Below are 20090 nucleotides of genomic sequence, written 5' to 3'. Positions count from 1 at the left end.
AATTTCGACGGCGCTCACTCTCGGACGACGCTCACGCGACCCTCGGACGCGTCGAGCGCGAAGCCGGCCTCGCGGAGCCACGTCGCCGCGCGCCCCTCGCCGTGGATCAGGACCTCCGCGAGATCGGCCGGCTCGTCGACGTCGGTGCCGAGCCGGTGCGAATCGACCGTCTCGAACGCCGCGCCGACCGCGGCCGCGATCTCGCGGTGGTCGAGGTACGACGCGCCGTGGTAGTCCACGCGGAACTCGGGGTGGGAGGCGACGAACGCGTTCGTGCCGCCGCCGCGACCCGGGGCGACGGCCACGTCGGCGTCGCGGCCGGCCGCGAAGAGCCGGTCGAGCGTCGCCGGCGTGGCGAGCGCGAGGTCCGCCATCACGACGGCGGTCGGCTCGGGCGGGCCGTCGGACTCGTCGTCGGCTCCCAGTCGCGTGTCGAGCGCCCCGTTGACCGCGTCCGTCAGCGGGCGGTCGTCGACGGTGACCGGCGGGTCGAGGTCGACCGCGTCGGTCGCCAGCACGCGCGGCTCACCGCCGGCGCCGGCGACGGCGTCGAGCACGTCGTCGAGCATCGCCCGCGCAAATGCCACGCGCTCCTCGGGGGCAAGAACGCTAGAGAGCCGCGACTTCGGGCGGTCGGTCGAAAAGGGAACGATGACCTCCATCGCGGGGAGCGGCGCGCCTCAGAACAGGGATTCCAGCTCGTCGCTGTCGTCGCTGACGAGCTCGTCGAGGTTGTCGTCGCTCTCCTCGCGGATCTCGTCTAAGTTGTCCTGCGCCTCGATGGCGACCTGCTGGAGCTCCTTGATCCGCGGGACGTTCGTGACCCCCGCGAGCAGGATGACGGTCGCGACGAAGCCGGCGCCGCGGTACGGGTAGTCCCCGCCGCGGACCTCCATCGAACCGGTCTGCTCTTCGAGCCACTTCCGCCCGCGCTCGATGCCCTTCCGGTTGAGGTACTCGGGCGGACCCGCGAGCACGAGCAGCGCGCGCTCCGCGCCCTCGATCTCGCAGGGGAGCGTGAGCCGGCCGAGCGCCGCCTTGCGGACGAGGCTGGTGATCCGGTTCGTGGTGTGCGCGCTGTCGAGCTCGTCGTCGTCGCCGTCGTCGCGCAGCCGCGAGAGCAGGCCGCCCGAGGAGCGCTCCTCGACCTCCTCCTCCGCGTAGCCGACCGTGGAGACGCCGCCGCCCGAGAGCGTGTTGATGATCTCGGAGGAGTCGACGACGCTCTCGGCGACCTCCTGGCCCTGCTGGATCTCGCCGGCGCCGAAGAGGATGCCGAACCGACGGACGATCTCCTCGTTGATCTCCTCGTAGCCGCCCTGAACGGACTCGCCCGTCTTCCGCCAGGCGTCGTTGTCGAACACCATGAGGTTGTCCACCTCGCGGACGAACGTCTGGAACGACCGGGCCGCGTTGAGGGTGTAGATACCACCCTCGTCGCTGCCCGGCAGAATGCCGAGCCCGTAGACGGGCTCGGTGTAGATCCGCTTGAGGTGCTTCGCGAGCACCGGTGCGCCGCCGGAGCCCGTCCCGCCGCCGAGACCGGCGACGACGAGGAACGCGTCGACCTCGTGGACCGGGATCGAGTCGATCGCGCCCTGAACCTCGTCGATGTCCTCCTCCGCGATCTCCGCGCCGAGCTCGTTGTCCGCGCCGACGCCGTGGCCCTTCACGCGCGACTGGCCGATGAGGACGCGCTGGTCCTCGGAGATGTGTTCGAGCCCCATGAGGTCCGCCTTCGCCGTGTTGACGGCGGCGGCCGCTCGAACGATCTCGGAGCCCGTCCGCTTGTCGTACTCCAAGAACTTGTCAACTACTTTACCCCCCGCCTGGCCGAATCCGATCATTGCGAGTTTCATCGTGTGCTCCCTCCGCGTTTGAACTGAACAGAGCGTGATCTCGTATATAAGCCTTCGGTTGGCGTTACCAGCGTTGAGATTATGACAGTTGACATGTTCGCGCTCCGCGTCATCTGACCCCGAGGTGCTCCCCGAGCGTGGTCAGGTCCGCGGCGTCGACGCCGAACGCGCCGACGTCGCTGTCGGCGGTCGTGTTGTCGAACTTCAGCGACCGATACTGGTCCGGCCCCATCGGGAACCCGGGGACCGCGCCCAACACGGAGAGCCCGACCTTCGCGAGCGGCATGGGGAGCGGGACGATCGTGACGCCCTTCTTTTCGGCGTCGTAGACGAGGTCCGTGACCTGCCGGAGCGTGAGCACCTCCGGGCCGCCGATCTCGTAGGTCTCGCCGACGTGCTCGTCGTCGGTCACCGCGGCGGCGATCATCGGGACGAGGTCCTCCACGTGGATCGGCTGGAACCGGGTCTTCCCGCCGCCCGGGAGGGGGTACAGCGGGACGCCCGGCGCGAACATCCCCTTCAGGCGCTTGGTGAACGAGACGAACTCGCCGCCCTCGCCGAAGACGACGGAGGGGCGGAAGATCGCCCAGTCGAGGTCGCTGTCGCGGACGATTTCCTCCGCCTCGCCCTTGGCGCGGATGTAGGCCGTGTCGCCGTTCGGGTCCGCGCCGAGCGCGCTCAGCTGGACGAACCCGTCGACGCCGCCGTCCTCGGCGGCGCGGACGAGGTTCTCCGTGCCGCCGCGGTGGATCCGGTCGTGCATACGGTTGCCCCCCTCGGGTTCGAACAGGGGCGAGAGCGCGACCAAGTTCACGACCGCGTCGTGGCCGTCGACGGTCGACGCGATCGAGTCGTAGTCGGTCACGTCTCCGCTGGCGCCCGTCACCCCGTCCGCCGTCCCGTCGGGCGAGCGAGAGAGCGCGGTCACCGCGTGACCGTCGTCCGCGAGCGCGCGACAGAGGTGCGAGCCGATAAAGCCGGTCCCCCCGGCTACCAACACTTTCATGCGATCCGTATCGCGTGGAAGGCCCGTAAACCTACCGCGGCGTCAGACGCGCCCCCGAAATCCGGCGCAGAGGCGACCGAAACGGACCCGAGCGCCCGGATCACTCCTCGTCGGGAACCGGGACCGTCAACACCGGAACGGGCGCGCTCCGCAGGGTCCGTTCGGCGACGCTCCCCAGCAGGTATTGCCCCACGCCGGTCCGGCCGTGGGTCCCCATCGCCACGAGGTCGACCCCGGGGTCGTCGACGTACGCCCGGATCCCGCGGGCGGCGGAGGTGGCGACCTCGACCGCGCCGACCGCGTCCAGTCCGGCGGCCTCGACGCGCTCGACGCCCTCGGCGACCGCGTCGTCGGCGTACTCGGAGAGGGTGTCGACGTGGTCTCCGATGCCCACATCGCCGGTGTCGACGACCGAGAGGACGTGGACGGTCGCGCCCGCTCGCTCCGCGACCGGCAGGGCTCGGTCGAGCGCGGCGGTCGCTGCGGGGCTCCCGTCGGTCGGCACCAGGATGTCCTCGTACGGGTACGGGACCGTTTCGTCGCCCGGACGGAGGGCCAACACCGGTACCGGCGACTGGCGGACGACGCGCTCGGTGGTGCTCCCGACGAGGTGTTCGACCCCCTGCCGCCCCCGCGTCGACATCGCGACGAGGTCGGCGTCGACCTCCTCGGCGTACGCGGTGACCGTCTCCGGGACCCCACCCTGCCGGACCGCCGTCTCCGCGTCGACGCCGCGGTCGGCGGCGCGGGCGGCCGCCTCCTCGACAATCGATTCCCCCTCACGCTCTAACACGTCGACCACGTCGCCGCCGATCCGCGTCACGCTGTCGCGGGTGGTGTCCGCGACGTGGAGCACCTGGACCGTCGCGCCGTGGTCGGCGGCGATCGCGAGGATGTGGTCGAAGGCCGCCGCGGCCGCGTCGCTGCCGTCGGTGGGCACGCAGATCCGTTCGAACATACGGTCACGGTCGCGGCCGCAGGTAAAAAACGCTCGCGTCGTCTCGGCCGTTCCCGGAACGCCGTCTCGCGGCGTGTGTCGCGTCGCCCTGCGGCGTGCGTCACGTCGTTACGCGGCGTCGTCGTCCGGGTCCGCGCCGGTCGCGGCGTCCGCATCCTCCTCATCGTCGCGTCGCTCCACCCGGACCGTCGAGATGCGCGCGCCGTCGACGGCGGTGACTTCGAAGGTGAATCCCGCCGCTGCGGCGAGGTCGCCGATTTCGGGCGAGCGCCCGATCCGGTCGAGGACGAACCCGCCGAGCGTCTCGTAGCCGTCGCCGCTGAGGTCGGTCCCCAGCGCGTCGTTGACGTCGGAGAGAGCGACCGACCCGTCGGCCTCGTGCGCCCCGTCACCGGTCCGCCGGATCGTGTGGCGGTCGTCGGCCACGTCGAACTCGTCGCGGAGGTCGCCGACGAGCGCCTCGGCGACGTCCTCGACCGTCGCGATCCCCTCGAAGGCGCCCCACTCGTCGATCACCGCCGCCACCTGTCGGCGCTCGTCGCGGAACTGGACGAGGAGGTCGCTCGCGCTCGTCGTCTCCGGGACGACGAGGATCTCTCGGGCGAGGCCGCCCGCGGTGGCGCCGTCGTCGCCCTCGGCGGTCGCGCGCAGCACGTCCTTCGCGTCCACGAAGCCGACGACGCGGTCGGCGTCGTCGCGGTCGACGACGGGATACCGCGTGTGGCCGGCCTCGAAGATCGTCTCGCGAATCGCCGCCAGCGACGCGTCCGCCGGCAGCGAGACCACGTCGGGACGTGGAACCATCAGCTCGCGGGCCGCGGTGTCGTCGAGCTCGAAGACGCCCTCGATCATCGCCACCTCGGACTCGTCGACGTGCCCGGCCTCGCCGGCGCGGGCCAGCACGCGACGGATCTCGCGCTCTTCGAGGGTCTCGTCGCTCTCGGAGGCGGGCGGGACCCCGATCAGGCTCGTGAAGGCGTTCGCGGTGCCGTTGAACACCGCGATGCCGGGCGAGAAGATCAGGTACGCCAGCTTCATCGGCGGCGCGAGCAACAGCGAGATCCGCTCCGCCTGCGCGATCGCGATCGTCTTCGGCGCCAGTTCGCCGAAGACGACGTGGAGGAAGGTGATGAACGAGAACCCGACCGCGAACGCGACGAGGTGGACCAACCCCTCCGGCAGGAGCGGGCCGAGGACCGGCTGGATGAGCGCCGCGACCGCCGGCTCGCCGATCCACCCGAGACCGAGCGACGCGAGCGTGATCCCGAGCTGGGTCGCCGCGAGGTAGTCGTCGAGGTTCGTCATCACCTCCCCGAGCGTCTCCGCGCCCGCCTGCCCCTCCTCGACCAGCTGTTCGACCGAGGTGGCACGGATCCTGACGAACGCGAACTCCGAGGCGACGAAGAAGCCGTTCAGGACGACCAGAAACAGCGCGGCCGCGACCCGCGAGAGTGAGACGGCGACGGCTACCATTCGCGCCTCCCGGGCCCGCGGCGAGCCGGTGAGCCGACGGCGGTGCGTGAGTCCACGTTCATGGCGGCCGTTCGCGGAGGGGTCACTAAAAAGGCATGCGAACGCCGCACGCGAGGGAGAAGAGCCGGTCCCTGGACCGGACCCGCGCCGTTTATTCCTCGCCGCGGCGGAACGCCACCATGCTGATCACGCTGGAGGGGCTCGACGGGAGCGGCAAGACGACGGTCTGGGAGGCGCTCCAGGACGTGTACCCCGACGCGACGTTCACCCGCGAACCGACCGACAGCTGGTACGGAGAGGCGGTGGCCCGATCGATGGGCGACTCGGAGGCCGACCCGCTCGCGGAGCTGTTCCTCTACACCGCCGACCACGCGAACCACCTCTCGGAGACAGTTCGACCGGCGCTCGCGGACGGCGACCTGGTCGTCTCCGACCGGTACTCGGACTCGCGGTTCGCCTATCAGGGGGCGACGCTCGCACGGACCGACGCGGATATCAAGCGGCCGCTGGAGTACGTCCGCGGGATCCACGCCGCGTTCTCGCACCCGCCGGACGCGACGATCTACCTCGACCTGGACCCCGAGACGGCGGCCGAGCGCGCCGGGCGAACCGACAAGTTCGAGCGCGACGGCTACCTCGCGGCCGTGCGCGACAACTACGAGCGCCTGATCGACGCCGAGCCCGGGCGGTTCCACCGGGTCGACGCGACGCGGGCGCCCGAGGACGTGGTCGCTCGGGTCGAGGAGGTCGTGGCCGGGCTCGTCGACCGCTGACGGCGTCGCGGTCGAGCCCTCTCAGCGCGTGTCCGGGAGTTCGTACTCGTCGGGCGGCGTGAGGTAGAGGTAGTCGATGGCGGCGCCGAGCGCTATCGGGAGCGCGATCAGAAGCGCCAGCAGGATCGTCGAGCTCCCGACGTTGATCCCGGTCCCGACGCCGAGCGCGCCGGTGAAGACGAGCGTCGAGACGAGCAGCAGGATCGGTGTCAACACGAGCGTGTACAGGATCGACCCCCACGACGTCGAAAGCTGAATCCGGAAGAACCGGGTCGCGACCCCGGCGAGGAACGTGTGGAACGCGACCAACGCGAGGAGGCTGCCGAACCCGAACAGCGCGAGCATGGTCGCCGTACGATCCCCCGACACTTCCCCCTATCGACCTCAGACGGGCCCGCCGCCGCCCTGCTGTCGCGCGGCCGAGAGCAGGTCCGAGACGGGTGCCGTGTACTCGTAGCCCGGGATCACGCCTTGGACGTACGTGCCCTCGACGAAGTCGATCAGGGCGCCCGCGTCGTCGACGCCCCGCCGCTCGTTGATGTCCGAGAGCGCGTAGGTGATCGCGATCTCGTCGTCGTCGCGCTCGACGGCCGGATCGAAATCCCGATCCTTGCGGGTGACGCCGCCGACATCGACGGCGCGGCGCTCGAACGTGTCGACCCAGCCGTCCTCGACCACGTCCGCGACCTCGTCGGCGGTGGCGGCGGAAAGCATTGGCACGCGAACGGTAACGGTGAACCGGATGCGCCCCTCGCCGGCCGGCTCGGCCCGGACGCGCCCGTCGAACGCGGTCGTCGTCGACACCCAGCCGTCGCCGTCGCGCTCGAACGAGCCGTGGTCGCCGAACGCGCGCCGGACTCGGCCGGGGAGTTCGTCGGCCGCGTCGGCGTCGTCGTCCTCGGTTTCGGTCATACTTATCCGGAGGTGACGCGGCCTGAAAAGCCGCTCGCGTCTCCCGCGCGAGCCGGGCATCGCCCCGTCGCCGACGGCCCCGTCGCACCCGTCACCGATACGGGCACACCGAGCCGGTACGTCGGGCGCTTTTATGCGTCGACCGACGAGACGAGGTATGGCTGACCGGTTCCGGTCCACGGAGGGACTGATCGACGCGCTCGCGACCGCCGAGTTCGACCGACCGCCGGCGCTCGTGAGCAACGCGCACATCACCGGGCTCGGGGTCGCGCGCGCCCTCGACGCCCACGACGTGCCCGTCATCGCGCTCGACCGCGCGGGCGACGGCGCCGACACCGAGGCCGAGACCGTCGCACACGACGGCCTCGCGCCCCCCTCTGGCGCGGTCGACTACGCGGGGGCGGTGACGTACCCGCTCGACGACCTCGACGGGTTCCGCGAGGACGTGGAGGCGATCGTCGACGCGGCGGGCACCGAGGCCGTCGCGTTCGGCTGCATGGACGAGTGGGCGCTGTCGTACGCCGAGGCAGACCCCGATGGCGTCCGGCTCCCGTTCGCCGGGAGCGAGACGCTCGACGACGTGCTGAACAAGTCCGAGCTGTACGCGACCTGCGAGGAACTCGGCGTGCCCTACCCGGAGACGTACCGGCTCGAAGCGACCGCGGCGAGCGGGACCCGCGAGGCGGACGCCACCGTCGACGAGGCCGCGGCGGCGCTCGGCTTCCCGCTGGTGGTGAAACCCGAACTCAAGCGCGACTTCGAGGAGGCGTTCGGCACCAACGTGATCGAGGTCGCGGACCGCGAGGAGTTCGCGGACGTCGTCGCGGCCGCGGCCGACGAGGGCATCGCGGTGATGGCCCAGAAGCGCGTCGACATCGCGGCGGGACGGGACCACTCGCTGGCCTCCTACGTCCCCCCGTCCGGGAGCGACGACGCGCTCGCGGTGGTCGGCAACGCGGCGGTCCGGTACCCGCGAAACTTCGGCACCTCCTGTCTCGTCGAGACCGCGGACGAGCCGGCGATCCGGGAGTACGCGCTCGCCGTCCTCGATGACGCGGGCTACCACGGGATCAGCGAGGCGGAGTTCGTCTACGACGCCGACCGCGAGGAGTTCCTGCTGCTCGACGTCAACACCCGGCCGTGGAAGTGGATCGGGATGCCCGTCGCCGCGGGCGCGAACCTCCCGATGGCCGCCTACGCGGCGGTCACCGACGCGACCTACGAGTCGTCCGGAATCGAGCCGATGCGGTGGGTGTACCTTCGCGACTACCTCTCGCTGCTCGCGGGCGACGACGCGTTCTGGGACCAGCTGTCGGCCGCCGACTGGCGGCGGCTCGTCTCCGGCGTGTTCGAGCGCGAGGGCGACCTGACGGCGGGCGTCTACCGCCCCTCGGACCCCGATCCGGCCGCGAAGCTGCTAGAGACCGAGTTCGTCGACCGCGAGTACTACTGCTCCTGTTGAGGCGCCCCCGACCGGGAGACGCGTGAGCGACCGCGGAACGCAACGATTAGTTCGCCCGCCGACACAGGGCGCGTATGGACTTCTTCGAGGCGCTCGCGGACCGGATCGAGGCCGTCGACAGCGTCGTCTCGGTCGGGCTCGACCCCGACCCGAGCCGGCTCCCCGACGCCGTGGCCGACGCCGATCTACCGCGGTGGGCGTTCAACCGCCGGATCATCGACGCCACCCACGAGCACGCCGCCTGCTACAAGCCGAACGCCGCGTTCTACGAGGATCCGGACGGCTGGCGCGCGCTGCGCGAGACCGCGGCGTACGCCGAGGGGAAGGGCGTCCCCGTCCTGCTCGACGCGAAGCGCGGCGACATCGGCAACACGGCGCGGCGGTACGCCGAGGTGCTCGACCACGTCGACGCGATCACGGTGAACCCCTACCTCGGGCGCGACTCGCTCCAGCCGTTCCTCGACCGCGCGGACAAGGGCGTGTTCGCGCTCTGTCGCACCTCGAACCCCGGCGGCGCGGACCTCCAGGATCTCGAACTCGCCTCCGGCGAGCCGCTGTACGAGCGCGTCGCGGCGCTCGCGGACGTGTGGAACGCGAACGACAACGTCGGACTCGTCGTGGGGGCGACGACGCCCGAGGAGCTGGAGACGGTCCGCGAGATCGTCCCCGAGATCCCGTTCCTCGTTCCCGGCGTCGGCGCGCAGGGGGGCGACCCCGAGGCCGCGGTCGAACACGGGCTCGCCGAGCGCCCGGACCTCCCGGTCGACGTCGGGCTCGTGAACTCCTCGCGCGGGATCATCTTCGCAGGCGAGGAGTCGAGCCGGCCCGGCGACGAGGCGACGTACTTCGGCGCCGCGGGCGACGCGGCGAAGCGACTCAAGAAGCGGCTGAACCGGCACCGCTGAGCCGTCGCGTCGCGACGCGTTAGCGCCGCCCGGCGACGCAGGCGGTACAGGCTCGGGCCGTCTCGTCCCAGTGGTCGTCGCAGACGGCGCGGCCGCAGCGGTCGCAGGCGCGGCTCGCGGTAGCCGCCTCGCAGATCTGGCACAGTCCAGTGCGGCTCACGGCGGCGGTTGGGTCGGACGGCTTATGACGATCGGGGGCGACCGCCCGGTATGCGCCAGTTCGTCGTCATCGGCCGCGACGTGCCAACCGATCCGGACGCGATATCGCTGTCCGACATCCCCGGGGCCGGCCGGCTCGACCTCCTCTGCCGGTGCGTGAGCGCCGGCGTCTTCCTCTCGCACGGCATCCGCGAGTCCGTCCGGGTCCACCTCGCGATCGCCGACGAGTTCACCGTCTCCTTCGACTCCGACGCGCTCCGGCACCTCCACCCCGACGAGCGCAACGTCGCCGCGCGGGTCCGCGACGCGCTCGACGCGCGAGACGAGGCGATCGGCCACATGCCCGCAGACGTCTCTCCGGGCGTCGAACTCCGCCGGATGGGGCTCGACGCGACGCTCGACCGGCTCGTCGGCGCGGACGGCCGCGGCCCGGACGGGACGCTCGTCAAGCTCCACGAGGACGGCGCCCCGCTCATCGACGCCGAACCGCCGGAAGATCCGGTGTTCGTGCTCTCGGACCACCACGACTTCGCGCCGGACGAGGCGGCTGCGGTCGACGAGCGCGCCGACCGCCGGCTCCGGGTCGGCCCCGAACTGCTCCACGCGGACCACGCGATCACGGTGGTCCACAACTGGCTCGACACCGACGGGTACGCCAGCTACTGACTGCGGGACGGATGACCGCACCACCCCCCGGCAGCGACCCGTCGCCGCCCGACCGAGAGACCACGACCGCGCCCGACGCGGACTCCCGATTCGCGGTTCCACTCCGCGGGGTGGCCGTCGACCCCGAGACGCGCTGCGCCCACTGGGACGACCCCGTCGACGTGGTCGCGCTCCGGTTCGGCTGCTGCGAGGCGTACTACCCCTGCGACGCCTGCCACGACGCCGCGACCGACCACGAGGCGGTCCCGTGGCCCCGCGACCGCTTCGACGATCCGGCGGTCCTGTGTGGCGTCTGCGAGACGACGATAACCGCGAGCGAGTACCTCGACTGCGACGATACGTGCCCGGCGTGCGGCGCCGCGTTCAATCCCGGTTGTCGGAAGCATCGGGGCCGGTACTTCGAGGTGGCGGGCTCGGGGGACGAGGACGGTGACGACGGTTTATAACTGATGGCGCGGCAGCGGTGGCGTGTGCCTGCGAGCGCCCGACGGGCGCGAGTCAGCACGCGCGAGGGAGTCAGGCGCGACGAGGGCGACTGAAGGGAGCCCGCAGGATGCGCCTGACGAGGCTGGGGAGGCGTGAGGTGCGGTTGCGGTGCGGGACGGGACTCGAAGGGGCAGTCGCGAGGACGAAGACGCGCGACGTAAGGACCGCAGGGAGCGAGTGAAACGAGCGACTGCGGACCGCAACGAGCGCATCGAGTCCTCGCGACTGGGGCTTCGTGGTACCCGCGTCTGGCGTCGATGAACTGGATATTCTATCGACTCCTCCCCCCTCCGGTCCGCCTTGATCGCCCCCCTTTCGGAAGGATTAAAAGAACGAACGGCCTTCTGTCGAGTGCGGGCCGGTGGGGTAGCTTGGTATCCTTCGGCCTTCGGGTGGCCGTAACCACGATTCAAATTCGTGCCGGCCCACTTCTCCCGCATTTTCCGCCGACTACCGACGGGTACCTACCTTCGGTGAAGCCGCGGTGTTCCGCCGCGGATGTCACCCGACCACCGCGTTCCGAGACGTGTGTTTCCCGGGCGCAGCGGGGAGGCCGAAACGGCGGAAATCGCGGTCCCGTCGCCGGTGATCTGAAGTATAAGGTATCCGGGACGATCGGTCGAACAGCTCCCCGATCGGCTTCTCGAAACGAGACACTACAGCCAGATATTTTTCCGTTTAGAACCCCTCTTGATCGGTAGTTGGAATGTCGATCGATAACCCGAATGAAGCCGCCACTGCGTCGATCGAAGTCTTACATGTCGACGACGATCCCGCGTTTCTCGACCTGACCAAATCCTTCATCGAGCGGGAGCTCGGCGACGTCGAAATAACCACGGTGGCCAGTCCGGACGCGGTGCTCGACACGCTCGACGAGCGGTCCGTCCACTGCGTCGTGAGCGACTACGAGATGCCCGGGACGGACGGACTCGAACTGCTCGACGCCGTCCGCGATCACTACGCCGACCTCCCCTTCATCCTCTACACGGGGAAGGGCAGCGAAGAGATCGCGGCGCAGGCGATCAACGCCGGCGTGACCGGGTACCTCCAGAAGGGCGGCCCCGACCAGCACCGCCGCCTGGCCAACCGGGTCAAGCACGCCGCGACGGAGTACCGCGCCCAGATCGAGTCGGAGCGGTACTCGACGGTCCTCCGGGCGCTCGACTATCCGATCTACGTCGTGAACGCCGAGGCGGAGTTCGAGTACGTCAACGAGGCGTTCCTCGACCTCGTCGGCTACGACAGGGAGGCGATCATCGGCAGCCCGCCGGGCAAGATCAAGACCGACGAGGGTGTCCAGCGGGCGAACGACATGCTCGCGACGATCGTCTCCAGCGCGGGGCCGGAGACGCAGCAGTTCCGGGTGGACATCCACACGAAAGACGGCGAGACGGTGCCGTGTTACGACCACATGGCCGCGCTCCCGTTCGACGACGAGTTCCGCGGGTCCGTGGGGATCCTCCGTGACGCGACGCGCGAACAGCGGCAGCGCGAGGAGCTGATCAGACAGAACAAGCGGCTCGACGAGTTCACGTCGATCGTGTCGCACGACCTCCGGACGCCGCTCCAGAACGCGAAGACGGCGGCGGAGATGGCTCGCGCCGAGAGCGAGGCGACGCACTTCGAGGCCCTCGAACGGGAACACGAGCGGATGGAGCAGATGATCGACGAGCTGCTCACGCTCGCGAAGGAGGGCGAGTCGGTGTCCGATCCGGAGCCAGTCGACGTCGGCGCGCTCGCCGCGGAGGCCTGGAAACCGTTCGGCTGTCCGGCCGACACGCTCGACGTGGTGGACGACGAGATCACCGTCTCCGGCGACCGCTCCCGGATCCGGCGGCTCCTCGAGAATCTCTTCCGCAACGTCGACGACCACTGCGGGTCGCCCGTGACCGTGACGATCGGTGCGTCCGCCGACGGGTTCTACGTCGCCGACGACGGGCCGGGGCTCGACGAGACGGACTGCGAGAGCGTGTTCGAAGCGGGGTACACGACCGCCACGGACGGGACCGGGTTCGGGCTGACTATCGTCGAGCGAATCGCCGACGCCCACGGGTGGGACATCTCGGTCGGCGACAGCGCGAGCGGCGGCGTCCGGTTCGACGTGACCGTCGACCCGGCGGTTCCCGTGACAGACGACGTACCCGTCTCGCCGTAGCGGGCCACGCCGCGGCTTCGACCGCACCGCGCAGGGCCCTGTGCCCCGAGCGATCGGTCCGCGGACCGGGCCGATTGAATAGGCACGGGAACGAGCGATCGATCGATGACACCCGACACCGTCGCGGGCGTCGACTGGGCGGGCGGCGCGTGGCTCGCGGTCGTGTTCGACGGGACCGGCGGGCCGGACGCGCGCCTCGAACGCGACCTCGAAGCGCTGTGGAACGACGGCGTTGATCGGCTGCTGGTCGACGTGCCGATCGGTCTCCCCCACGACGCCGAGACGCTGGTGAAGCGCGAGGCCGTCGACTCGGCCGCGCGGTCGGCCGCCGAGCGTCCGAGCAGCGTGTTCCCCGTCCCCTCGCGGGGCGCGTGCGAAGCGGCCAGAGACGGCGCTGACTACGAGGCGGTGAGCGAGCGGAACCGGGCCGACCTCGGCAAGGGGCTCAGCCGACAGTCGTACCACATCGCGCCGGCGGTCGGCGAGGTCGACGCGTTCCTCCGGCGGGACGAGGCGGCGCGCGAGGCGGTCATGGAGGCGCACCCGGAGGTGTGCTTCCGCGGGCTCAACGGCCGGCGGCTCGACCACTCGAAGACCACGGCCCCGGGCGTCGGCGAGCGGCTCGGCGCGCTCGACGGGCACCTCGACGACCCGGGCGCCGCGCTCGGTCGGGTCTGTCGACGGCTCGCAGACGAGCCCATCGACGCCGTGAGGGAGGCGGACCCCACCGCCGACGACGCCGTGGACGCGCTCGGGCTGGCGGTCGTCGCCCGCCGCCCGGTCGACGAGCTACGGTTCCTGCCGGGTGACGCGGATCACCGGGACGACGAGGGGGTCCCGATGCGGATGGCCTACTGGAGCGCGGACCCGTTGGCGTGAGGATCCGCCGGGTGGTAAGGTTGAAGTCCCTCTGTCACCCGCTACGACACGAATGAAACTCTTCTCCTCGCGGGCGGACCGCCGGCGAGGGATCGCGGCCGCGGTCGGCGTCGCGGTCCTCGCAGTCGGGCTCTACGTCCTCGTGAGCCGCTACGCAGGGTTCCTCACCAACGCGGAGGCCCTCCGGACGTGGCTCGACCAGTTCGGTATCTTCGCCCCCATCGTCTTCATCGGCCTTCAGGCCCTCCAAGTCATCGTCGCCCCGATCCCGGGGCAGGTCGTCGCGCTGGTCGCGGGGTTCCTCTTCGGCCCGCTCGCGGGCACGGTGTACAGCCTCACCGGCGTGCTGATCGGGAGCGCGGTAGCCTTCTCGCTCTCGAAGCGGTACGGGCGCACCTTCGTGGAGCGGGTCATCCACGAGGACGTGATCGCCCGCTTCGACGGGTTCGTCGACACAGTCGGCGTTCCCGGGCTGTTCGCGTTCGTCATCATTCCCGGCCTCCCCGACGACGCGATCTGCTTCCTGAGCGGCCTCACCAAGTGGTCGCTACCGACGTTCATGGCCGTCATCGCGGTCGGTCGCCTTCCGGCGTACGTCCTCACCGTGTACGCGGGGGGCCAACTCGCGAGCGGCCGGTTCCTCTCGGCGATGGCGCTCGTCGCGCTCGTCGTCGCCGCGTCCGCGGTCGGGTACTACAAGCAGGAGGCGGTCCGCGACCTCGTCGAACGCGTCGAGCCGCGGCTCCCCTTCTGAGGGCCCGAGACGAGCGATCCGGGGTCAGCCCCACGTCCAGTGCGCGTCGAGGACGAACCGGTAGAGTCCGCTGACGAGGATCGCGACCACGTTCGCGATCAGGTACATCACCCCGGCCCACTCGACGAGCGCGGCGAGCACGCCGAGCTGGATCGGAATCGCCGTGCCGCGGACCAAGTTCGTCTTCAGCAGTCCGGCGAGGTACTCGGAGGCGCCCGTGTTCCGGCTCGCCCGGAACGTCCACGCGTTGTTGAGGACGTACGAGCAGACGATCGTGATCTCGATCGCGATCGTCGCGCCGACGATGTAGTTCAGTCCCGCGGTGTCGACGAACAGCCAAAGCAGGGCGAGCTGGAGCCCTGCGGTGAGCGCACCGACGACGACGAACCGGCGCATCTGGACCGCGATCGGTCCGCTGGCGAGGTCGCGGAGGACCGCTCGAAGCATCACTTATACCCGAGCGCTTCGAGGCGAGCTTCGAGGTCTTCGTCGACCTCGTCGTCGCCGCGCTCGGCGGCGGCCGCCTCCGCCGCGGCGCCGCGCTCGCGGAGCAGTTTCGCGTGGGAATCGACGACCGGGGCGAGCCGGTCGATGACTGCCTGTCCCTCCGCGTCGGGGTCGACCGCGAGGTTCTCTTGTTGGGTTGGATCCGTGGGACGGTGGTACAGCTCGCGGTCGCCGGCGTCGACGTTCTCGATGTACGTCCAGTCGTCGTCGCGCGCGCTGACGAACAGGTCGCCGTCGGACAGTGACCGGGGGATCGGCTGCTGGGTCACGTCCTCGCCCCGGACGGTCACCGAGACGACGGGGTCAGCAGCGTCGCGGTCACCGTCGCCGCCGGACTCGGACGGCGCATCGCCGACGGTGTCGGAGGGCGTCTCCTCTCCGGCGGCAGAGAGCGTCTCCTCGCCGCCGCCGGAGCGCCTCTCCTCGCCGCGGAGCGCCGGCAGGAGCGACTCGCCGTGCCACTCGGGCACCGGATCGACGCCGAGGAGGTCCGCGACCGTTGGGGGGATCGCATCGAGGCCCACGTGGCCGTCGACGTGGCCGCCGTCGAGCCCGGGCACGTCGGCCACGAACGGAACGTGGATCAGCTCGTCGTACAGCTTCGGGTAGTGGGCGAGGTGGCCGTGTTCCTGGAACTCCTCGCCGTGGTCCCCCGCGAGCAGCACCGCGGTGTCGTCGCGGACGCCCGCGGCGTCCAAGGCGTCGAGCAGTCGCCCGACGCTGGCGTCGACCTGCCGTACCGTCGCCTGGTACAGCGTCCGCAGTTCGCTGAGCGTCCGCTCGCCGACTTCGAGGCCGAGGCTCGTCCGGGCGTGCGCGTGGAGCATCTGGTGCGTGCCGATGATACCGTCGGACACCTCGCGGATGTAGCGCGGCGCGGGGACGTACGGCGTGTGCGTGTCCATGTAGTGGACCCAGAGGAAGAACGGCTCGTCGGTGTCGTCGACGAACCCGGTCGCGGCGTCCTCGACGTCGAACATGCGCGAGGCGTCGAGGAACGGGCGGTCGTCGCTGTCGCCGCGGAACTTTGAGCCGAGCCGACGGACGGGCGAGGTCGCGAGCTGGATCCACGCCTCGACGGTCGGGTGGGCCGCGAGGTACCGGCTGTAGACGCTGGATCCGACGCTGGTGACGAACGGCTCGAACTCGTCGAAGCCGTCGGGATACCCCCAGTGGTCGGTGAGGAATCCGTTCGCGGCGTTGAAGCCGCCGGTCGCGATCCCGGCGTCGGAGAGCACCTCCGCGAGTGTCACCGACTCGTCGACGCCGATGTCACCGGACCGAGTGAACACCGGTTCCGAGGCGAGGATCGACGGGAACGAGAACGGCGTCCAGTTGCCGGTCGCGAACGCGCGGTCGAACACGGTTCCCCCGTCGGCGAGCCCGTCGATCACCGGCGAGCGTCGCTCCGGGTCGTACGGGGAGACCGCGTCCGCCCGCAGCGAGTCAACCGTCACGAGGACGACGTTCGAGACGGCCGCGTCGTCGCTCGGCGTACCGGGGTCTGCGGCCGTCCGGGTCGACGAATCGGATGTCATAGAGTACGCAGCGGACCCCCCGCGGCCGCGCCTCGGGCGGCGGCGCGCGGAGCGTCACGAGTATACTTAAATGCGGTTTGCCAGCGGTTTGAGGATTTCGATCCCTCCCATCTCCCGGAGCGCGGCAGTCCGTGGGTGCGTGTGCGCCCGCGTCGAGCGTAGCTATTTGCCCGTCCCGCTCCTCGACCCGACCATGCGCGAGACGCCACAGAGCGGACCGGTCGACGCCGCGGCGCTGCCGGAGTCGGTCCCCGACGACGAGATTCCCGAGTCCATCCCCGCCGAGTCCAGAGCGATCGAGACCAGCGGTGCGACACTCCACGCCGTCGAGGCCGGTCCGGAGGACGGGAAGCTTCTCGTGCTGCTCCACGGGTTCCCCGAGTTCTGGTACGGTTGGCACGAGGCGGTCGTCCCGCTCGCGAACGCCGGCTACCGCGTCGTGGTCCCCGACCAGCGCGGCTACAACCTCTCGGCGAAGCCGTCGGCGGTGCGCGATTATCGGATCGGCGAACTCTCGCGCGATGTCGTCGACCTGATCGACGCATACGACCGCGAGACGGCCGCCGTCGCGGGGCACGACTGGGGGGCCGCGGTGGCGTGGTGGCTCGCTCTCCACCACGAGGACCGTCTCTCGGAGCTGGTCGCGGTCAACGTCCCGCATCCGACGGTGTTCGAGGAGGCGCTCCGGGGGTCGTGGGACCAGCGGCTCAAGAGCTGGTACATGCTCGCGTTCCAGCTCCCGAAACTGCCCGAGGCGGTCGCCAGCGCGGGGAACTGGCGGCTCGCGACGAACGCGCTGCGGGACACGAGCGCACCCGGCACCTTCACCGACGAGGACCTGCGCCGGTATCGCCGGGCGTGGAACCGCGACGGCGCGTTCGAGGCGATGGTGAACTGGTACCGCGCGATCGTGCGCGACCGCCCCGAGCCGACCAAGAGGGAGGTGGCCGTCCCGACGCTCGTGATCTGGGGCGCGCAGGACCAGTTCCTCGCGCGCCGACTGGCCAACGAGAGTGTCGACCGCTGCGCCGACGGTCGCCTGCTCGCGATAGAGGAGGCGAGCCACTGGGTCGTCCACGAACACCCGCACCGCGTCGCCGAGGCGATCGCGGACCACGCCGACCCTCTCCCGCCGGGCGCGCGCGAGTGAGACCGGCCGTTTCGAATACTGTCCCCGCCGAGTCGCCACAAAGGTTATATCTGCCCTCAGCCAAGGGACAGATATGAGCAAACACTTCGAAGACGCGCGGTACTACCTGGGTCGGGCGGCCGAACACGCGAAGGCGGGCGTGGTAGAAGAGTTAGAGCCGGTCGAAGCCCGCGTGAAGGAGCTCGTCGGCCGGGAAGACGAGGAACCGGAGCCGGAGCCGTTGCGGCTGGACAAGCTCCAAGCGGACCTGAAGGACCTCGAAGAGCGCGCCGAGGGCGAGGCCCGCGAGGCGGTCGCGTCCGCCCGGAAGCGCGTCGCGGAGTACCGCGGCAAGGACACCGCCGCCGAGTAGTCGCGCCGCGTCCTATCGGGTCGGCGGCTCCGCTCCGGCGGTTTCGTCCCCACCGATCCGTTCGTCAGCGGGAACCACCGCGTACTCGATGCCCGCTTCTTCGAACAGCGACCGCACCCGTTCGATGCCCCGCTGTGCGTCGACCTCCGTCGCGCGGTAGTGCCGGACCGGGTGGCGGATCCACGACGGCTCCCAGTGGGCGTACACGTCCGTGGTCGAGCGGTCGGGGCCGACGTACAGCGCGAGGTGGAGCTGGTCGTCGCTGGCGAGCGCCCCCTCGGGGTACCACGCCCAGCTCGCGACGGTCGTCTCGGGCGGCGTCTCGTAGTCGCGGTACTTCAGCGAGGAGACGAGGTTGCGGACGAACCCGAGCCGGTGGAGCTGCGCTTCGACGAGGGGAAACGGCTCGCGGAGCGTGAACGCGTACTGCTCGCGCGGCGTCTCGCGCTCGGCGTAGAGCCCGACGAGCGACAGGGGCGCGTGGAGGAGGCTCGCGACGCTCTGTCGGACCCGTTCGAGGGACCGGAGTTCGTGGGTCACGGCGGGGGATCCGAGCGGGTCCGGGATGTACTTTCCGCGTAAGGTAACTCTTAAGTCCGGAGGTCGGATACCTCGAGGTGAGCGGGTTGGTGGTCTAGCTAGGTTATGACGGCTCCTTCACACGGAGCAGGCCGGCGGTTCGAATCCGCCCCAACCCATACGCTCACTTCGTTCGCGTGAAGTAGCAAACCGCATGACGGGGAGGCTATACCCTTCCACCCCCTCAGCAATTCACCAATTCACCGGCTACTTTTGTCCCAAACCGCCATACGTGGTGGGGTTCATCAAAAAGTAGTACCCACAGGCACTAATAGCTGCCTGCTATCGGGAAGTAATTCCAGCAAGCCGAGAACACTAGTTCTTCTCCATAGTTGAGGTAATCATATAACCGGGGAGTCCGTGCGTCCTTAGAAGGACGACCCACCATGGCCTCTGACAACGAGTTATCGGCAACAACTCTGGATGAGATCCTTCCAGAAGCTACTACAGAACTCGGACACGATGAAAGAGGCCGTTTCAGAGTCATCTGCCTTTCCACTAACTTACCTTGGGAAGAACTCCTGACACGCTTTAAGGGGTATTTTACAGAGACGCAACAGGGAGATTTCCACCAACTACATACTACCTACGAAAAACTCAATAAAGAGTTTCAGGTCTACCTCTACCTGTTCCAACATCCAAATACGGGGGCCCCTATTATTTTCACTCTGAACTCTTACGACGACTTCCGCCGCACCTCAAAGCGGTTGATCGAGCAGACAGAAGACCTGTACACGCTCTGGATCCGTCCAGACGAAATGGCCACTCTTCGGGAAGAAGTACTTGACCACGAGGGTATTCGGCTCACCGGATTTGACTACGATACCTTCGGAAAGGACGAACGTAAAGCTCAACGACGTCCCGGCTACGATCGGAGCGGAAATCACGACAGCGAAGACGCCGAACACGTTCTTGAGGAGTGGAAACTGGAATACGGAATTAGTCCCACACAACTCCGATTTGATTTGCCAACACACGGTGAGTTTCACTTCAGTAACGACGGGGAGTTTGTTTTGACTGAAGGAGACACGCGTTTCCTCTATGAGGAGGTAGTTGAACCCGCCTTACGAGAGGCATATCCCCTGAGCGAGACTGTTCAATCATCCGAACTCAAAACAACGACCAAAGATGGTATCGACCAGATTGAGGAGCGTCCACTAGAAATGAGGATTACGGACACGTTGGATTACGACGATGTCGACAGTTTTGTTTCTGCGATGAAGGAAGAGAATTTCTATCCGTATTCGTATCAAGAAGCGCCCGGGAGCCTGCTGTTAAGCGGCCGTATCATGGATGAACAGAACGGTGGCATGATTTCGGTAGCTACAGACGGAGAGACGATGACAATTCTCCCGCGGTATGATACGGTCGTGCGTTAATTTCTACCGTCCTCAAGGGCAGAGATAGTTCCAGATGATCGGTTCCGTGATCGTCGGCAGTCCTCGTTGAATCTGCCGTTTCAGCGTCGAAAGATCTGGTATGAGGCGGTGCTTGAACCATTCATTGAGACGATCCCA

Annotated in this window: 22 protein-coding genes and 2 tRNA genes; 13 read left to right on the top strand and 11 right to left on the bottom strand. The window is 69.1% G+C overall.

Annotation, left to right across the window (positions count from 1 at the left end; all coding sequences use genetic code 11):
* Positions 1-14: 14 nt before the first annotated feature.
* The 5 genes from cofC to B9G49_RS07815 all read right to left on the bottom strand — a co-directional run bounded on the left by cofC (position 15) and on the right by B9G49_RS07815 (position 5296).
* Positions 15-662, bottom strand: a complete 648-nt coding sequence (gene cofC, locus B9G49_RS07835; RefSeq protein ID WP_086215997.1) for a 2-phospho-L-lactate guanylyltransferase — start codon at positions 660-662, stop codon at positions 15-17.
* 18 nt (positions 663-680) lie between these two features.
* Positions 681-1859, bottom strand: a complete 1179-nt coding sequence (locus B9G49_RS07830) for a tubulin/FtsZ family protein (protein WP_176450647.1) — start codon at positions 1857-1859, stop codon at positions 681-683.
* A 109-nt stretch (positions 1860-1968) separates the two neighbouring features.
* Entirely contained in the window at positions 1969-2865 is an 897-nt protein-coding gene (locus B9G49_RS07825) for a complex I NDUFA9 subunit family protein (RefSeq protein WP_086215996.1), read from the bottom strand.
* Between the two features lie 100 nt (positions 2866-2965).
* A complete protein-coding gene (locus B9G49_RS07820; protein WP_086215995.1) occupies positions 2966-3823 on the bottom strand; it encodes a universal stress protein in 858 nt (285 codons plus the stop codon).
* Between the two features lie 108 nt (positions 3824-3931).
* Entirely contained in the window at positions 3932-5296 is a 1365-nt protein-coding gene (locus B9G49_RS07815; RefSeq protein ID WP_086215994.1) for a hemolysin family protein, read from the bottom strand.
* Positions 5297-5475: 179 nt separating this feature from the next.
* Here B9G49_RS07815 and tmk point away from each other — a divergent pair, with 179 nt between their 5' ends.
* Positions 5476-6069, top strand: coding sequence for a dTMP kinase (tmk, locus tag B9G49_RS07810; protein WP_049932930.1), 594 nt, complete (start codon positions 5476-5478; stop codon positions 6067-6069).
* 21 nt (positions 6070-6090) lie between these two features.
* On the opposite strand, the gene B9G49_RS07805 is transcribed toward tmk, so the two are convergent.
* Complete coding sequence (locus tag B9G49_RS07805; protein WP_086215993.1) at positions 6091-6414, bottom strand: hypothetical protein; 324 nt, start codon at positions 6412-6414, stop codon at positions 6091-6093.
* A 39-nt stretch (positions 6415-6453) separates the two neighbouring features.
* The gene (locus B9G49_RS07800; protein ID WP_049932928.1) at positions 6454-6981 is read right to left on the bottom strand and encodes a DUF5813 family protein; all 528 of its coding nucleotides are present in this window, start codon (positions 6979-6981) and stop codon (positions 6454-6456) included.
* A gap of 157 nt (positions 6982-7138) precedes the next feature.
* On the opposite strand from B9G49_RS07800, the gene B9G49_RS07795 reads away from it, so the two are divergent.
* Both B9G49_RS07795 and pyrF read left to right on the top strand, forming a co-directional pair.
* Positions 7139-8443, top strand: coding sequence for a carboxylate--amine ligase (locus B9G49_RS07795; RefSeq protein WP_086215992.1), 1305 nt, complete (start codon positions 7139-7141; stop codon positions 8441-8443).
* A 74-nt stretch (positions 8444-8517) separates the two neighbouring features.
* Positions 8518-9348: an orotidine-5'-phosphate decarboxylase gene (gene pyrF / locus B9G49_RS07790; RefSeq protein ID WP_086215991.1), complete on the top strand. Its 831-nt coding sequence runs from the start codon at positions 8518-8520 to the stop codon at positions 9346-9348.
* 19 nt (positions 9349-9367) lie between these two features.
* Here the strand turns inward: pyrF and B9G49_RS16725 are convergent, their stop codons facing one another.
* On the bottom strand, positions 9368-9508 hold the full coding sequence (locus tag B9G49_RS16725; RefSeq protein WP_167373098.1) for a hypothetical protein: 141 nt from the start codon (positions 9506-9508) through the stop codon (positions 9368-9370).
* Between the two features lie 50 nt (positions 9509-9558).
* On the opposite strand from B9G49_RS16725, the gene trmY reads away from it, so the two are divergent.
* The 6 genes from trmY to B9G49_RS07760 all read left to right on the top strand — a co-directional run bounded on the left by trmY (position 9559) and on the right by B9G49_RS07760 (position 14447).
* Positions 9559-10173 (top strand): tRNA (pseudouridine(54)-N(1))-methyltransferase TrmY, encoded by a 615-nt coding sequence (trmY, locus tag B9G49_RS07785; protein WP_086215990.1) that lies wholly within the window; start codon positions 9559-9561, stop codon positions 10171-10173.
* Positions 10174-10184: 11 nt separating this feature from the next.
* Positions 10185-10619, top strand: coding sequence for a CHY zinc finger protein (locus tag B9G49_RS07780; protein ID WP_086215989.1), 435 nt, complete (start codon positions 10185-10187; stop codon positions 10617-10619).
* Positions 10620-11014: 395 nt separating this feature from the next.
* A tRNA-Pro gene (locus B9G49_RS07775) sits at positions 11015-11087 on the top strand.
* A gap of 278 nt (positions 11088-11365) precedes the next feature.
* A complete protein-coding gene (locus B9G49_RS07770; RefSeq protein ID WP_086215988.1) occupies positions 11366-12814 on the top strand; it encodes a response regulator in 1449 nt (482 codons plus the stop codon).
* A gap of 105 nt (positions 12815-12919) precedes the next feature.
* Positions 12920-13693 carry a DUF429 domain-containing protein gene (locus tag B9G49_RS07765; RefSeq protein WP_086215987.1) on the top strand — a complete coding sequence of 258 codons (774 nt, stop codon included), beginning with the start codon at positions 12920-12922 and terminating at the stop codon, positions 13691-13693.
* Positions 13694-13745: 52 nt separating this feature from the next.
* Positions 13746-14447 (top strand): TVP38/TMEM64 family protein, encoded by a 702-nt coding sequence (locus tag B9G49_RS07760; RefSeq protein ID WP_049932921.1) that lies wholly within the window; start codon positions 13746-13748, stop codon positions 14445-14447.
* Positions 14448-14471: 24 nt separating this feature from the next.
* On the opposite strand, the gene B9G49_RS07755 is transcribed toward B9G49_RS07760, so the two are convergent.
* Together B9G49_RS07755 and B9G49_RS07750 are read right to left on the bottom strand one after the other, a co-directional pair.
* Positions 14472-14894: a GtrA family protein gene (locus tag B9G49_RS07755; protein ID WP_086215986.1), complete on the bottom strand. Its 423-nt coding sequence runs from the start codon at positions 14892-14894 to the stop codon at positions 14472-14474.
* A complete protein-coding gene (locus B9G49_RS07750) occupies positions 14894-16492 on the bottom strand; it encodes a sulfatase-like hydrolase/transferase (protein WP_086215985.1) in 1599 nt (532 codons plus the stop codon). The genes B9G49_RS07755 and B9G49_RS07750 overlap by 1 nt, the downstream gene beginning before the upstream one ends.
* Before the next feature lie 193 nt (positions 16493-16685).
* On the opposite strand from B9G49_RS07750, the gene B9G49_RS07745 reads away from it, so the two are divergent.
* Positions 16686-17642: an alpha/beta fold hydrolase gene (locus tag B9G49_RS07745; RefSeq protein WP_086215984.1), complete on the top strand. Its 957-nt coding sequence runs from the start codon at positions 16686-16688 to the stop codon at positions 17640-17642.
* 73 nt (positions 17643-17715) lie between these two features.
* Positions 17716-17994: a hypothetical protein gene (locus B9G49_RS07740; protein WP_086215983.1), complete on the top strand. Its 279-nt coding sequence runs from the start codon at positions 17716-17718 to the stop codon at positions 17992-17994.
* Between the two features lie 12 nt (positions 17995-18006).
* On the opposite strand, the gene B9G49_RS07735 is transcribed toward B9G49_RS07740, so the two are convergent.
* Entirely contained in the window at positions 18007-18534 is a 528-nt protein-coding gene (locus B9G49_RS07735; protein ID WP_086215982.1) for a hypothetical protein, read from the bottom strand.
* Between the two features lie 83 nt (positions 18535-18617).
* On the opposite strand from B9G49_RS07735, the gene B9G49_RS07730 reads away from it, so the two are divergent.
* A tRNA-Val gene (locus B9G49_RS07730) sits at positions 18618-18692 on the top strand.
* 267 nt (positions 18693-18959) lie between these two features.
* Positions 18960-19952, top strand: coding sequence for a hypothetical protein (locus tag B9G49_RS16195; RefSeq protein ID WP_143414691.1), 993 nt, complete (start codon positions 18960-18962; stop codon positions 19950-19952).
* Positions 19953-20090 lie beyond the last annotated feature (138 nt).

The organism is Halorubrum sp. SD683 (genome assembly GCF_002135045.1).
GTDB classification, from domain to species: domain Archaea; phylum Halobacteriota; class Halobacteria; order Halobacteriales; family Haloferacaceae; genus Halorubrum; species Halorubrum ezzemoulense.
This window is presented reverse-complemented; position numbering and strand designations above follow the sequence as displayed.

Bases quoted from the DNA above. Each gene is read 5' to 3' on its own strand.
- B9G49_RS07830 (WP_176450647.1), bottom strand. From the start codon at position 1,859: ATGAAACTCGCAATGATCGGATTCGGCCAGGCGGGGGGTAAAGTAGTT.
- B9G49_RS07740 (WP_086215983.1), top strand. From the start codon at position 17,716: ATGAGCAAACACTTCGAAGACGCGCGGTACTACCTGGGTCGGGCGGCC.
- B9G49_RS07795 (WP_086215992.1), top strand. From the start codon at position 7,139: ATGGCTGACCGGTTCCGGTCCACGGAGGGACTGATCGACGCGCTCGCG.
- B9G49_RS07760 (WP_049932921.1), top strand. From the start codon at position 13,746: ATGAAACTCTTCTCCTCGCGGGCGGACCGCCGGCGAGGGATCGCGGCC.
- B9G49_RS16195 (WP_143414691.1), top strand. From the start codon at position 18,960: ATGGCCTCTGACAACGAGTTATCGGCAACAACTCTGGATGAGATCCTT.
- B9G49_RS07765 (WP_086215987.1), top strand. From the start codon at position 12,920: ATGACACCCGACACCGTCGCGGGCGTCGACTGGGCGGGCGGCGCGTGG.
- B9G49_RS07750 (WP_086215985.1), bottom strand. From the start codon at position 16,492: ATGACATCCGATTCGTCGACCCGGACGGCCGCAGACCCCGGTACGCCG.
- pyrF (WP_086215991.1), top strand. From the start codon at position 8,518: ATGGACTTCTTCGAGGCGCTCGCGGACCGGATCGAGGCCGTCGACAGC.
- tmk (WP_049932930.1), top strand. From the start codon at position 5,476: ATGCTGATCACGCTGGAGGGGCTCGACGGGAGCGGCAAGACGACGGTC.
- B9G49_RS07755 (WP_086215986.1), bottom strand. From the start codon at position 14,894: ATGCTTCGAGCGGTCCTCCGCGACCTCGCCAGCGGACCGATCGCGGTC.
- B9G49_RS07770 (WP_086215988.1), top strand. From the start codon at position 11,366: ATGTCGATCGATAACCCGAATGAAGCCGCCACTGCGTCGATCGAAGTC.
- B9G49_RS07825 (WP_086215996.1), bottom strand. From the start codon at position 2,865: ATGAAAGTGTTGGTAGCCGGGGGGACCGGCTTTATCGGCTCGCACCTC.
- B9G49_RS07780 (WP_086215989.1), top strand. From the start codon at position 10,185: ATGACCGCACCACCCCCCGGCAGCGACCCGTCGCCGCCCGACCGAGAG.
- trmY (WP_086215990.1), top strand. From the start codon at position 9,559: ATGCGCCAGTTCGTCGTCATCGGCCGCGACGTGCCAACCGATCCGGAC.
- B9G49_RS07800 (WP_049932928.1), bottom strand. From the start codon at position 6,981: ATGACCGAAACCGAGGACGACGACGCCGACGCGGCCGACGAACTCCCC.
- B9G49_RS07805 (WP_086215993.1), bottom strand. From the start codon at position 6,414: ATGCTCGCGCTGTTCGGGTTCGGCAGCCTCCTCGCGTTGGTCGCGTTC.
- B9G49_RS07820 (WP_086215995.1), bottom strand. From the start codon at position 3,823: ATGTTCGAACGGATCTGCGTGCCCACCGACGGCAGCGACGCGGCCGCG.
- cofC (WP_086215997.1), bottom strand. From the start codon at position 662: ATGGAGGTCATCGTTCCCTTTTCGACCGACCGCCCGAAGTCGCGGCTC.
- B9G49_RS07815 (WP_086215994.1), bottom strand. From the start codon at position 5,296: ATGGTAGCCGTCGCCGTCTCACTCTCGCGGGTCGCGGCCGCGCTGTTT.
- B9G49_RS07745 (WP_086215984.1), top strand. From the start codon at position 16,686: ATGCGCGAGACGCCACAGAGCGGACCGGTCGACGCCGCGGCGCTGCCG.